The organism is Symbiobacterium terraclitae (assembly GCF_017874315.1).
Classification (GTDB): domain Bacteria; phylum Bacillota; class Sulfobacillia; order Symbiobacteriales; family Symbiobacteriaceae; genus Symbiobacterium; species Symbiobacterium terraclitae.
The window spans coordinates 18,943-32,370 of record NZ_JAGGLG010000010.1 but is presented as its reverse complement, the minus strand read 5'-3'; the positions used below and the strand labels follow the sequence as shown (position 1 = coordinate 32,370).

At 67.6% G+C, this 13,428-nt stretch carries 12 protein-coding genes; 4 read left to right on the top strand and 8 right to left on the bottom strand.

What is annotated here, in order from left to right; all coding sequences use genetic code 11:
• Window positions 1-29: 29 nt before the first annotated feature.
• From J2Z79_RS07530 to J2Z79_RS07515, 4 genes are all read left to right on the top strand, one after another.
• The gene (locus J2Z79_RS07530) at window positions 30-1,670 is read left to right on the top strand and encodes a spore germination protein (protein WP_209466261.1); all 1,641 of its coding nucleotides are present in this window, start codon (window positions 30-32) and stop codon (window positions 1,668-1,670) included.
• 11 nt (window positions 1,671-1,681) lie between these two features.
• The gene (locus J2Z79_RS07525; RefSeq protein ID WP_209466260.1) at window positions 1,682-2,770 is read left to right on the top strand and encodes a GerAB/ArcD/ProY family transporter; all 1,089 of its coding nucleotides are present in this window, start codon (window positions 1,682-1,684) and stop codon (window positions 2,768-2,770) included.
• Entirely contained in the window at window positions 2,763-3,938 is a 1,176-nt protein-coding gene (locus J2Z79_RS07520) for a Ger(x)C family spore germination protein (protein WP_209466259.1), read from the top strand. The genes J2Z79_RS07525 and J2Z79_RS07520 overlap by 8 nt, the downstream gene beginning before the upstream one ends.
• Before the next feature lie 111 nt (window positions 3,939-4,049).
• Window positions 4,050-4,865 (top strand): lysoplasmalogenase, encoded by an 816-nt coding sequence (locus tag J2Z79_RS07515; RefSeq protein ID WP_209466258.1) that lies wholly within the window; start codon window positions 4,050-4,052, stop codon window positions 4,863-4,865.
• A gap of 130 nt (window positions 4,866-4,995) precedes the next feature.
• Here J2Z79_RS07515 and J2Z79_RS07510 read toward each other — a convergent pair whose 3' ends face one another.
• The 8 genes from J2Z79_RS07510 to ctaD form a co-directional block, all read right to left on the bottom strand.
• Complete coding sequence (locus J2Z79_RS07510; RefSeq protein ID WP_209466257.1) at window positions 4,996-6,819, bottom strand: S9 family peptidase; 1,824 nt, start codon at window positions 6,817-6,819, stop codon at window positions 4,996-4,998.
• Window positions 6,820-6,846: 27 nt separating this feature from the next.
• Window positions 6,847-7,119, bottom strand: coding sequence for a hypothetical protein (locus J2Z79_RS07505; RefSeq protein WP_209466256.1), 273 nt, complete (start codon window positions 7,117-7,119; stop codon window positions 6,847-6,849).
• Between the two features lie 7 nt (window positions 7,120-7,126).
• A complete protein-coding gene (locus tag J2Z79_RS07500) occupies window positions 7,127-8,953 on the bottom strand; it encodes a S9 family peptidase (protein ID WP_209466255.1) in 1,827 nt (608 codons plus the stop codon).
• A gap of 136 nt (window positions 8,954-9,089) precedes the next feature.
• On the bottom strand, window positions 9,090-9,515 hold the full coding sequence (locus tag J2Z79_RS07495) for a YciI family protein (protein ID WP_209466254.1): 426 nt from the start codon (window positions 9,513-9,515) through the stop codon (window positions 9,090-9,092).
• Window positions 9,516-9,661: 146 nt separating this feature from the next.
• Window positions 9,662-10,495, bottom strand: coding sequence for a cytochrome c oxidase assembly protein (locus J2Z79_RS07490; RefSeq protein ID WP_209466253.1), 834 nt, complete (start codon window positions 10,493-10,495; stop codon window positions 9,662-9,664).
• Between the two features lie 100 nt (window positions 10,496-10,595).
• Window positions 10,596-10,916 (bottom strand): cytochrome C oxidase subunit IV family protein, encoded by a 321-nt coding sequence (locus J2Z79_RS18370; RefSeq protein WP_209466252.1) that lies wholly within the window; start codon window positions 10,914-10,916, stop codon window positions 10,596-10,598.
• A gap of 12 nt (window positions 10,917-10,928) precedes the next feature.
• Window positions 10,929-11,516: a cytochrome (ubi)quinol oxidase subunit III gene (locus J2Z79_RS07480; RefSeq protein ID WP_209466251.1), complete on the bottom strand. Its 588-nt coding sequence runs from the start codon at window positions 11,514-11,516 to the stop codon at window positions 10,929-10,931.
• Between the two features lies 1 nt (window position 11,517).
• Window positions 11,518-13,404, bottom strand: coding sequence for a cytochrome c oxidase subunit I (ctaD, locus tag J2Z79_RS07475; protein WP_209466250.1), 1,887 nt, complete (start codon window positions 13,402-13,404; stop codon window positions 11,518-11,520).
• Window positions 13,405-13,428: the final 24 nt, after the last annotated feature.

Genomic DNA, 13,428 nt, shown 5'->3' with positions numbered 1-13,428 from the left:
CCCAGCACAGGTAGGAGGTGCGTCCGGTCATGTCGCTGGCCGAGGTCATCCAGTACCTGCGCCGGTGGCAGGTGGCAGAGGCAGACCAGCTCGCAGACCAGATCGAGCGGTGCGGCGAGCCGCTGTCCGAGGAACTGATGCTGGCGCTGTCGGGCGCGGCCTCGTCCATGCCCATCAGCCCCTCGCTGACGGAGAACCTGGCGATGATCCGGCTCTTGCTGGGCGGATCTCCCGACCTGGTCATCCGCACGCTGTCCCTGGGCAGCGGCCACCTGCCCGGCGCCATGTGCTATCTGAACGAGATGGCGAACCGGAAACAGGTGATGCTCATCCTCGAGTCCCTGCTGGTCCGCCTGCGGAACGAGCCCATTCCCGGCCCCGGGGGGACGGTCACCCCGCAGTTCCTGGATCAGGCGAACCCCAGCGTGAAGAACGAGCTGGTCTCCACGATGCGGGACGTGCTGATCGCGGTCCTCACCGGCGACTGCGTCCTGCTGGTGGAAGGGATGGACGTCTGCATCCGGATGCTGACGGACAGCCCACCGACCCGGCCCCCCGGGGAGCCCGGCGGCGAGCCGGTCGTGCGCGGGCCCAAGGACGGCTTCACCGAGGTCGCCGCCATCAACCTGGCGCTGATCCGGCGCCGGATCCGGGACGAGCGCCTGCGGGTCGAGTCGTTCACGCTCGGGAAGCGCAGCCGGACCCGCATGTTCCTGCTCTACATGCTCGGGACCTCCCTGCCGGAGCTGGTGGCGGAGGTGCGCAGCCGCCTCCAGCGGATCGACATCGACGCCGTGCTGGAGAGCGGCTACGTGGAGGAGCTGATCGAGGACCAGACTTTCACCCTGTTCCCGCAGGTGAAGGCGACGGAGCGTCCCGACGTGGCGGTCTCCGGCCTCCTGGAGGGAAAGGTGCTCCTGATCACCGACGGCACCCCGCACGTGCTGCTGATGCCGGCCACCTTCGCCGCCGAGATGCAGTCGCCGGAGGACTACTACCACCGCTGGCCGGTTGCCTCGTTCTACCGGTTCCTGCGCTACGTCTACCTGTTCGTCGCCTTCCTGGGCCCGGCGCTGTACATCGCCGTCACCACGTATCACCACGAGCTCATCCCCACGAACCTGCTGCTCAGCCTGGTGGCCGCCCGGGAAGGCGTTCCCTATCCGGCCCTGCTGGAGGCGCTCTTCATGGAGCTGACGCTGGAGGCGCTGCGCGAGGCCGGTGTGCGGCTGCCCAAGACGATCGGCCAGACGATCTCCATCGTGGGGGCGCTGGTGATCGGCGAGTCGGCGGTGCGGGCCAGCCTGGTCTCGCCGGTGATGGTGATTGTCGTCGCCCTCACCGCCATCTCCTCGTTCATCATCCCGCTCTACACCATGTCGCTGGCGATCCGGCTCCTCCGCTTCTCCATGATGATCCTGGCGGGCACTTTCGGGTTCTTCGGCATCGTGGTCGGGATGCTGTGCCTGCTCATCCACCTGGCCAGCCTGCGCTCCTTCGGGGTGCCCTACCTCTCACCCGTGATGCCGATGAACGCCAGCGACCTGAGGGACGTGGTCATCCGCGTTCCCTGGTGGGCGATGCGCAACCGGCCGCAGTTTATGCCGATGGGTGATCACAGCCGAGTCGGTGCGACCAGCCAGCCCAAGCCCCCGCGGGGCGGAAAGTGAGGTGACCCGGTGTGCAGATTCGGATCAGCGGCGGGCTCTATGCCTCCATCCTGCTGATCATGGGTGCCGTCATGCAGGTGATGCTGCTGTCTGCGCCGCTGCTCGACGTGGCCGGACAGGAGGGGTGGCTCTCCGCCCTGCTGGGTGGGGTCTACTGGCTGATCATCACGCTGAGCGTGGTCTGGATCGCCAGCCGCTTCCCCGGCAGGGATCCGCTGGCCGCGCTCAGCCCCTGGGCCTCCGTGCCCATCCGTCTGCTGTTCGCCATCCTCCAGCTCCTGCATTACGCCATTGCCCTGCGCAACATCGGCGACTTCGTCGAGGTCCTCCTGCTGCCGGGCACGCCAGGGATCCTGATCAGCGCCATCATCGTCGCCGTCACGCTGTATGCCGTGCTGGCCGGGCTGGAGCCGCTGGCGCGCATCGCCTTCATCAACACCATCGCGCCGCTCCTTTCGGTGGTGCTGCTGCCCCTGGGCCTGGCCCGGGAGTTCAGCATCCTCCAGGTGGACCCATTCCTCTGGCACGGCATCGGCGGGGTGCTGAGAGGGTCGCTCTACGCCCTCCCCTGGGCGTCGGACGCACTCGTCGTACTCAGCCTGATCCGCCACCTGAACCCGAAGGTCAGCGCCTACCGCTGGACCCTGGTCGGCGTGGGCGGCGCGGCGCTCCTCCTGGCCGCGAACATGTTCCTGATCACCCTGGTCTTCGGTTCGGTCCTGCCCGCCCGCCAGCTCTACCCCGCCTTCGAGTTGATGGCCATCATCAACGTCACCGAGGGCATTGAGCGGTTACAGGCAGCGGTGATCGTGCCCTGGATCGCGTCGAGCATGGTCAAGACGGCCCTGAACCTCTATGCCGCCGTGGAGGAAGGCGGCCTGGCCCTGGGGCTGCGGAACAACCCTCGCTTTGTCGTGGGCGTGGCCCTGGTGGGGTTGGCGATATCCCGGCTCACGAAGGGCCGGCTCGAGGAGATCTCGCTGCTGCGCGGCGGCGGTTGGATCTGGCTCAACGTGGGGCTCCAGTGGGCCATCCTGCTGCTGCTGGCTGCGGCGGCGCTCGTGGCCCTTCGCCGGCGGAGGGATTGTCAGCGTGCGTAAGCTGTGCATACTCCTGCTGGTTGCCCTGGTGGCGCTTTCGGGCTGCTGGAGCCGGACGGAGCTGAACGACCTCGGGATCGTGCTGGGCATGGCGGTGGACGCGGGCGAGGAGGAGCCCGTGCGGATGACGTTCTACATCCCCCGTCCGCAGTTCGGCGGCCAGGGAGGCGGGGGAGCGGCAAAGCCCGCCGCGGTCTGGGCGGTGACCCGCGAGGCGCCATCCATCTCCGAGGCCCTGCAGGAGATGAGAATGGCCTCGTCGCGCCGGATCGTGCTCGACCACCTGCGGGTGCTGCTCATCGGCGAGGAGTACGCGCGCACCCGCGGCGTCGGCGAGCTGCTGGACGCGCTGGCCATGAACGCGGAACTGCGGCTGACGCTGCGACCCTTTGTCGTGGAGGGGCGGGCGGCTGACGTCTTCCAGGCCGTACCGCAGTTGAGGCTGTTCCAGCCCATGAACCTGGTGGGGATGATGCAGGCCAAGGGCGGGGTGGACTGGCGGTTGAAGAACGTGCTGGTCGCGCGTTCGTCGGAGACCCACTCCAGCTGGATGTACGCGCTGAAGGTGATGGAGCGCGAGGCGCTGACGCCCGTGGGGCCGGAGGAGGCGGCCGTCCTGTCGGGGGCGGCTCTCTTCATCGGGGACGAACTGGTGATGATCCTCCACCCGCCGGACTCGCAGTTCTTGCTCTGGTTCCTCGGAAGTTCGAAGGGAACCATCCTTACGGTACCCTGCCCCAAGCCCGAGGAGGGTACCTTCTCAGGGCACGTGCTGAGCGGCAGGGCGTCTGTGCATCCGCACATGGAGGGAGATCAGGTGTCGTTCCTGGTGCGGGTCAAGGCGAGCGTCAACCTGAGCAGGGTCCAGTGCAAACTTCGGATGAACCATCCGGAGGACCGCCGCCTACTGGAGGAGCACATGGCCGCGTACGTGCGCAGGAACGTAGCGGACCTGGTGGAGCGGCTCCAGAAGGGCGGCGTGGACCCCGCGGGCTTCGGCAAGCACCTGCAGCTGGCATACCCCCGCTACTACAAGACCATCGGTGAGCGCTGGAAGGAGGTGTGGCCGAACGCCAAGGTCACCGTGGAAGCCCGTGTGAACATCCCGCGGTCGGGTCTGCTGACCAGCCCGGGCAGCAAGACGGACGAGGAGCTGATGAACTGGTGACAGGGCGGCACGCGCAACTGGCGTTCGCACATGCAGCGGCGGGAGGGGAATCCCGCCAGGAGACAGAATAATAAGACGCATGCACAGACGCGACATGCGGGGGTGAGTGCGGTGCTGTGGCCGCTTTCGGCAGCGATCGGCCTCGCCGGTCTGGGGGACCTGCTGGCGATCTGGCGGGGGAACCGACCCCTGCGCTACCTGTTCAAGCCGGGGACCATGGTGCTGATCATCGCCCTGGCGGCAACTGCCCTGCCGGACGCCGGGGTCAGCGGCGGCCTGGTTCTGGCCGGCCTGCTCTTTTCGCTGGCCGGCGACATCTTCTTGGTGCTTCCGAAGGGCCGCTTCCTGGCCGGGCTCGTATCGTTCTTCGCCGCCCACGTGCTCTACATCGCCGCCTTCGGCTGGCGTGCGTTCAGCCACCGCGCTCCGGCGGAACTACTGCTCTCCGCCTTCAGTTGGCGCGCCGACAGCCGGGGGGCCCAGGCCGCCTCCGTGCCCGCCGCCGTCGACGGCACGGCGTCCCCGCCGCCCACTGTCCCCGGCGGCCTGCCTGCCGCCTCGCCCGGCGGCGTGGCCGCGGCCCTCGAGCCGGTGGTCGGCGTGCCCGACGCTCTGCTGGCGGCGGCGCTGCTGGTGGCGGGGGCGCTCTTCTTCCGCCTGGTGCGGCCCGGGGTGCTGCGGGAGGGGGGAAGCCGTCTCCTGCTGCCCGTCGGCCTCTACATCGGCGCGATCTCGCTGATGGTGCTGGCGGCGGCGGCCACCCGCTCGCCGGCCGTGTTCGCCGGTGCGCTGCTCTTCTACCTGTCGGATGCCATCCTGGCGTGGAACCGGTTCATCCGGCCGCTGCCCCTTGCGGACCTGGGGGTCATGAGCGCCTACTTCGCGGCGCAGTACCTGATCGCCCTCAGTGTGGTGGGAATGGCGTAGCGCCTGGTTCAGCGGAGGGTGCAGGTCGGCAGACAGGTGGACCCCGCAGGGCGCAGACACCTGGGGTGGATGCATACGAAGGCCGGGAGGCCGTGCAGTGCACGGTCTCCCGGCCAGTGCTGTGTCGCGCTCACTTCTTCAGGTGCCGGATCAGGAAGTCGGCCATCGCGCCGTAGCCCTTGAGCTGGTTGGTCCGCTTGGTGAAGCCATGCCCCTCGTCCTCGAAGACCAGGTACTCCACCTCCCGGCCCATCGAGCGGAGGCGCTCCACCATCTGGTCGGACTCGGCCTTCACCACCCGCGGGTCCTTGGCGCCCTGCACGACCATCAGCGGGCACTTGAGCTGGTCCACGTAGGTGATGGGCGAGCGCTCGATGAGGAAGTCCCGGTCCTCCTCGACGTCGCCGAGCCAGGCCTTCATGATCGGCTTCCAGTGCGGCGGCACGGACTGCAGGAACGTGATGAGGTTCGCCGGACCGCAGAAGTCGCAGGCGCACGCCCAGAGGTCGGGCAGGCGGGTGGCGGCGGAGAGGGTGGCGAAGCCGCCGTAGGATCCGCCCCAGATGCCGATGCGGTCGCCGTCGATCCAGTCCAGCGAGCGGAGGTAGCGGTTGCAGGACTCAATGTCCTTCAGGTCGTCGCCGCCCCAGGCGCGGTGGATGCGCTTCTGGTATTCGATGCCGAAGCCTGTCGAGCCCCGGATGTTCGGGGCCAGGACCGCCACGCCCTGGCTGAGCAGGTACTGGTAGAAGCCGCCGTAGTTGTACCCGGGCTGCTCCTGCGCCTCGGGCCCACCGTGGATGGAGACCACCGCAGGCACCTTCGCCCCGGGTTCGATCCCGTGGGGCCGGTAGAGCCAGGCCGGGATGCGCAGGCCGTCGTGGGCGTCGATGTAGACCAGCTCGGGGGCGACGAAGACCTCTTCGGGGATGTTGCCCAGCATCGACTCGGTGACCCGGGTGAGGGTGCCGGCGCTCAGGTCCAGCACGTAGATGGTTGAGGCCTCCTTGTAGGTGGCCATCTGGATGAAGAGCCGGTTCCGGCTGTCCCGCCCGGCGAAGTCAACCTCGGAGATGACGCCGATGGGGAGCTCCGGCAGGGCGAGGCGGCGGCCGGTCTCCCGCTCGATCACGTGCAGCACGGAGCGCCCGGCCTCGTTGACCACGTAGGCCATGAGGCTCTGGTCGGCGTTCAGCACGCCGCCGGAGACGTCCCAGTCTGCGGTGACGACGTAGGACCACTTGTCCGCCTCCAGGTCGTAGAACGCGATGCCGTTGAACTCCCGGCCCTCGTTGGTGACGAAGTAGAAGCCGGAGCCGTCCTTGAGCCACGGACCTGGCTGGTACTTGACCTCCCGCCCCTCGTGGGCCGTGAGGTTCCGGATCTCGCCGCTGGCCACGTCGATCAGGAGGATGTCCTGGTTGGTGTTTCCGTAGAACTGGGCGGCCAGCAGCTTGGAGCCGTCGGGCGAGAAGGAGAAGGCGTACCGCAGGCCCCCGCCCGGGGTGACCTGCCGCGTCTCCTTGGTCTCCAGGTCGCAGATATAGATGTCAACGTCCTGCGGGTTGGCGGCGTTGCCCGAGAAGGCCAGGTACCGGCCGCAGGGCGAGAAGGCCGCCAGCGAGTACTGCACGTCGGGCCGGTCGGTGATCTTCTCCGGCCAGCCGCCCACGGCGTCCATCAGGTAGATCTGGAACTTCTCGTCGCCGTGGTGGTCGGCCATGATGGCGATGCGGGAGCCGTCCCTGGAGAAGATTCCGGCCCGCGCCGCGTTCTCCGTGAACAGGGTCAGCTGCCGGGGCCAGCCGCCCTGGCTGGAGACCTGCCACAGGTTCCACTGTCCGCTGATGTCGCTGACGAACAGGAGCGATTCGCCGTCGGGAGCGGGCTGCAGGGACAGGATTCGCCGGGTCGCAAAGAACTGCTCGAACCGGTACCGGGGGCGTGAGTTCATGTGCGCCGCTACCTCCTCTGTGGGACGTTACCAATTTAAGAGACGGACAGAAATGTGGCACGGTTCGGCGCCGCTCATCGTCCCCTGGTGCGATTTTCCGTCGTACTCAGGTACGATGCAGCCGTTGAACAGGGTGAGCTGCCGGGGCCAGCCGCCGCGGCTCGGGACCTGCCAGAGGTTGTGCTGCCCGCTGATGTCGCTGGCGAACAGCAGCGACTCGCCGTCCGGGGCCGGGTGCATGCCGAGGATCTGCCGGGTCGCGCTGAACTGCTCGAACCGGTACCGGGGGCGCCTGTCCATGGGTGCGCTACCTCCTCACCAGATGCCGGATCAGGAAGTCGGCCATGGCGGCGAAGGCCTTCAGCAGGTTCGCACGCTTGGTGAAGCCGTGGCCCTCGTCCTCGAAGACCAGGTACTCCACCTCCCGGCCCAGGGCGCGGAGCCGCTCGACCATCTGGTCGGACTCGGCCTTGATCACGCGGGGGTCCATGGCCCCCTGCACGATCATCAGCGGCGCCTTGATCTGGTCCACGTAGGTGATGGGGGAGCGCGCGATGAGGAAGTCCCGATCCTCGTCGACGTCGCCGAGCCAGTCCTTCATCGCCGGGCGCCAATGGGCGGGGACCGACTTCAAGAAGGTGATGAGGTTCGCCGGGCCGCACAGGTCGCAGCCGCAGGCCCAGAGGTCCGGCAGCCGGGAGAGGGCGGAGAGGGTGGCGAAGCCGCCGTAGGACCCGCCCCAGACGCCGATGCGCTCGCCGTCGACCCAGTCCAGCGAGCGGAGGTAGCGGTTGCAGGCCTCGATGTCCTTCAGGTCGTCGCCGCCCCAGTCGCGGTGGATGCGCTTCTGGTAGTCGAGTCCGAAGCCGGTGGAGCCACGGATGTTGGGGGCGAGGATGGCCACACCGTGGTGGAGCAGGTACTGGAAGAAGAAGCCGTAGTTGTAGTTGGGCCGCTCCTGCGCCTCCGGCCCGCCGTGGATGGAGAGCACCGCGGGCACCTTCGCATCGGGCCCGGCGCCGTGGGGCCGGTAGAGCCAGGCGGGGATGCGCAGGCCGTCGTGGGCGTCGATGTAGACCAGTTCGGGGGCGACGAAGACCTCTTCGGGGATGTTGCCCAGCATCGACTCGGTGACGCGGGTGAGGGTGCCGGCCTCCAGGTCCAGCACGTAGATGTTGGAGGCCTCCTTGTAGGTGGTGATCTGCAGGAAGAGGCGGTTCCGCCGGTCGTTCTCGGCGAAGCGGGCCCGCAGCACCATCCCCTTGGACAGCTCCGGCAGCGGGAGCGCGCGGCCGCTCTCCCGCTCGACGACGCGGAGGACGGAGTTCCCGGCCTCGTTGACGGTGTAGGCCATCAGGGTCTGGTCCCCGTTCAGGGCTATCAGCTCGATGTCCCAGTCATCCGTCACAGCGTAGGACCAGCGGTCCGCTGCGAGGTCGTAGTACCCGATGCCCTGGAACTCCCGCCCGTCGTTGGTGAGGAAGTAGAAGCCGGAACCATCCTTCAGCCACGGGCCGGGGCGGAAGAACGCCTTCTGCTCCTTGCCGGCGGTGAGGTTGCGGATCTCCCCGCTGGCCACGTCGACCAGCAGCAGATCCTGCTTGGTGTTGTCGTAGAACTGCTGGGCCAGCAGCCGGGACCCATCGGGGGAGAACGAGAAGACGTAGCGGACGCCGCCGCCGCTGGTCAGCTGGCGGGTCTCCCTCGTCTCCAGGTCGTAGATGTAGATGTCCATGTCCTCCGGGTTGGCGGCGTTGCCCGAGAAGGCCAGGTAGCGGCCGCAGGGGGAGAAACACCCAAGCTCGTACTGGACCTCGGGACGGTCGGTGATCTTCTCCGGCCAGCCGCCCACGGCTTCCATCAGGTAGACCTGATACTTCTCGTCGCCCCGGTGATCGGCGACGAAGGCGATGCGGGAGCCGTCACCAGTGAACAGGGCCTCGCGGACCACTTCCTCGGTGAAGAGGGTGAGCTGCCGGGGCCAGCCGCCGCGGCTCGGGACCTGCCAGAGGTTGTGCTGCCCGCTGATGTCGCTGACGAACCGCAGAGACTCGCCGTCCGGGGCCGGGTGCATGCCGAGGATCTGCCGGGTCGCGCTGAACTGCTCGAACCGGTACCGGGGGCGCCTGTCCATGGGTGCGCTACCTCCTTCATTGCGCTTTGCCCATTAGACAGAAGGAGTATTCGAATGGTTCGGAAGCGACCATCGACCTGTGGTACGATTTTTCAGTCTCGCCCAGGTACGACCGGTCGCGACGGACGGCCCCGGGTCAGGAACCCCTCTGCTGTTCCAGCCTGGCCTTCAGGGCGGCCTCCTGCTGAATCAGCTCCTCGTTCTCCGTGAGGTCCTCAGCCTCGGCGAGCTGGCGCAGCTCGATCTCCCCCCAGCCGCTGCCCGAAGGGTTGGGGCACCGCATCGCCCACTCCAGCGCCTCCTCCCGTGACTTCACCTGGAGGAGCCAGAACCCGGAGATCAGGCCGGAGCGGTCGAAGGGGCCTTCGGTGACCTTCTTCCCGCCCCCGTCCCAGGTGATGCGCACCCCGGTCGCGCTGGGCAGGAGACCACCCCCGTCCACCAGCACGCCGGCCTTCACCAGCGCCTCGTTGTACCGCATCATCTCGGCAATCAGCTCATCGCTGGGCAGCATGGCGGCCTCGGAGCCCTCGGTCGCCTTCACGAGCAGCAAGAAACGCATGTTCATCTCTCCCCTGCTGACGATGATGTGGGTCAACCGGCCGGGTCACCCGGCAGCCGAACCCATCGCTTCCGATGCCATGGAACCTGATGCCATCGAACCCGATCCCACTGCCTTCACTCCCGTCGCATCCCATCCCGGCTGGATCAGACCGCGGCCCGGCCCGTCTCATCCGGACGGGGCAGGACGCGGCGCTCCTCCCGGGTGGCCCAGCGGAAGAAGATGACCACCCAGGCGAGGATGAAGATGATCCCGCCGCTCAGGTGCATGATCACGCCGGCCAGCTGCTGGTCAGCCATGGCGTCGAGCCCGAAGATGCGGGGCGCCTCCTCGTAGAACGGGTAGAGCACCACGTCGGAGAAGGTGATCACGGCGAAGGCGGCGATCTGGGCCAGCCCGGCCAGGAAGAGGTAGACCATCTGGCCGGGCTCGGAGAGGCGGGGCAGCTCCGGGGTGGGCGAGCAGACCGGCCACCACATGAGCATGGCGGTCGCGACGAGGATGGCGTGCTGCACCGCGTGGAACCAGTGGTAGAGCAGGATCGCCTGGTAGGCCACCGGCATGTGCCAGAGCGAGTAGATCAGGTTGAAGAGGAGCAGCGCAGGAACGGGGTGGACGAGTGCGCGCAGCACGCCGCGCACCGGCCGGAGCCGCAGGAGGGGGCGCAGGGTCCAGTCCGGCGTGCCCAGCAGGATGAGCGGCGGCATGATCATGGTGAGCAGGGTGTGCTGGAACATGTGGACGCTGAACAGGTAGGTCTCCGAGATCAGGTGGATCGGCGTGCCCTCGCTGAGGTAGACCGTCCAGAGGCCCAGGGAGAACAGCACCTGCTTGTAGGCCGGGACCGGCGGCCCCCAGTTGTACGCCCGGCGCCAGACGCTTACGAGCAGCAGGTAGGCCGCGTTGAGCAGGACGATCCAGGCCAGCAGGTCGGGGTACCAGAGCTCTTCGAAGGGGTAGTCCCAGAGGGAAGGGGTCATGGGAACACCTCGCTTCAGGTTGCACCTCCCCCGGGCCGTTGCCGGCAGCTTGCGGGAGAGTGCGATGCGGGCGGGGCGTCAGGGCCCCGCCCGCCGTCGTCTAGAAGTTGTTGATGATCCTCACGGCGACGGTGATCAGGGTCGCCAGGGTGACGCCGACGGCGAAGATGGCCGTCAGCAGGCGCGCATCGAAGCGCAGGTGCATGAAGTATCCGGCCACCAGGAAGAACTTGGCGGCGGAGAGTGCGGCCAGGACGGTCACCACCAGCGTGGACATGCCCCGGACGTACAGGATGAGGAACTCGGCCGCCGTGATGAACGCCAGCACGACGCCCACCGTGACGAAGGTGCGGGCCGAGGGGTGGGGCCGTGGCAGAGGGGTGACCCGGGCCGGCCGGCCAGCGGGAAGACCGGTGTTCACGCCTTCACCTCCTCACTGTACGAACTCGAGCAAGTAGAGCACGGTGAAGAGCACGATCCAGACGATGTCGACGAAGTGCCAGTAGAGCCCCGCCACCTCGACGTCGTCGGCCTTGTCGGCGGTGAGCCCGGCCCCGCGGCCGTGGTAGAGCAGGGTGAGCAGCCAGATCACGCCCACCGCCACGTGGGCGCCGTGGAAGCCGGTCAGGGTGTAGAACGCCGTGCCGAAGACGCTGGACGAGAGGCTGAGCCCCGCGTGGTAGAAGTGGGTGAACTCGTAGGCCTGGAACCCGAGGAATGCGAGCCCCATCAGGGCGGTGACCAGGACCCAGCGCCTCGCCTTGCGCCCCAGGTTCCGCTGGGCAGCATTCACGCCCAGCACCATCGCCAGCGACGACATGAGCAGGACGAAGGTGGAGACGGTCGTCAGCTCGATGTTGAACAGGTCCCGGGGGCCGGCGCCCGGCTGGTAGCCGTCCTTGTAGACCAGGTAGCCCACCAGCAGGCAGGCGAAGAAGATCGACTCCGAGGCGATGAAGAGCCAGAAGCCCAGCTTGCGGTTGTCGATGCCGGTGTTGGTCTCGTGCGCGTGGTGCGCCATCTCAGCTTCCCTCCCCCGGTTCGATCAGGGTGCCGCCCTCGCCCTCGAAGGCCCAGCCCCAGAGCGCCAGCAAGGCGATCACGAAGCCCGCCACGATCACCGGCACGGCGAAGCTCTCCCGCATGCGCACGAAGAGCACGCCCGTGGCGGCCACCGTGGGCCCCAGCGCCAGGAGCACCGGCATCAGCGACTGGCCGGGCAGGTGGATGGGACCCGGATGGGGCTCGCCGTACTCCAGGGCCTGCTCCTTCCCCTCAGGGTGCTTGTGGAACCAGAAGGCGTCCCGCAGGTGCACCCGGGGCACCACCGCGAAGTTGTATACCGGCGGCGGCGAGGGCAGGGTCCACTCCAGCGTGCGGCCGTCCCAGGGGTCGGCCGGGGCGTCCATGGGCTTGCGCATCGTCACCACGACGTTGGCGATGAAGACCAGGATGCCTGCGGCGAGCACGAAGACGCCGATGGTGGAGAGCAGGTTCCAGAACTCCCAGCCCAGGCCCGGCGCGTAGGTGTAGATGCGCCGGGGCATGCCCAGCAGCCCGAGGAAGTGGAAGGGAAATGCGAAGGTGTGGAACCCGGCGAAGACCAGCCAGAAGTTCCACTGACCGAGCCGCTCATCCAGCAGCCGGCCGAAGACCTTCGGGAACCAGTGGTAGATGCCGCTGAAGATGGCGAAGATCGAGCCGCCGATCAGCACGTAGTGGATGTGGGCCACGACGAAGTAGGTGTCGTGCTGCTGCGCGTCGGACGGGGCCGATGCGTGCATGAAGCCCGAGAGCCCGCCGATGGTGAAGCAGGCGATGAAGCCGATGGCGAAGAGCATCGCCGTGGTGAAGCGGATCTGGCCGCCCCACATCGTGCTGAGCCAGTTGAAGATCTTCACGCCCGTCGGCACCGCGATCGCCATGGTGGTCAGCGAGAAGATGGAGTTGACCACCGGGCCCATGCCCACGGTGAACATGTGGTGGCTCCAGACGGTGAAGCCCATGAACCCGATCAGGGCGGTGGAGAAGACCATCACGGAGTAGCCGAAGAGCATCTTCCGGGCGTGGACGGGCAGCACCTCGGAGACGATGCCCATCGCCGGCAGGATGAGGATGTAGACCTCGGGGTGGCCGAACGTCCAGAACAGGTGCTGGTAGAAGACCACGCTGCCGCCGGCGGCCACCTCGAAGAAGTTGGCGGCGAACGCCCGGTCGAACATCAGCATGATCAGCGCCACCGTCACCGACGGGAAGGCGAAGATGATGATGGCCGAGGTCACCAGGATCGTCCAGACGAAGATCGGCATCTTCATCAGGCTCATGCCGGGCGCCCGCATGTTCAGGATCGTCACGATGAAGTTGAAGCCCGAGACCAGCGTGCCGATGCCCAGCAGCAGGAGGCCGAGGGTCCAGAAGTCAGGGCCGAGTCCGCCCGAGAACTCCACCGAGGTCAGGTTGGCGTAGCCGAACCAGCCGGAGTCGGGCACGTGGCCCGCGGCGGTGCCCATCAGCCAGCCGACGTTGATGAAGATGCCGCCGAACAGGTAGATCCAGTAAGAGAAGGCGTTCAGCCGGGGGAAGGCCACGTCGCGGGCGCCGATGAGCAGCGGCAGCAGGTAGTTCATGAAGGCGGCCAGCAGCGGCATGACCCCGAGGAAGATCATGGTGGTGGCGTGCATGGTGAAGAGGGCGTTGAAGGTCTTGGCCGTCACCAGTTCCAGGCCGGGCCGCGCCAGCTGCAGGCGCATGAGCCAGGCCTCGATGCCGCCCACCAGGAAGAAGAAGAACGCCGTTACGCCGTACAGGATGCCGATCCGCTTGTGGTCCACCGTCGCCACCCACGACCAGAAGCCCGTCGCGGCCGTGGGGCGGGGGAGGATCCCCAGCGTCTTCGCAGCGGTCGCCATGCGGTCAGAACCTCCGTTTCATGC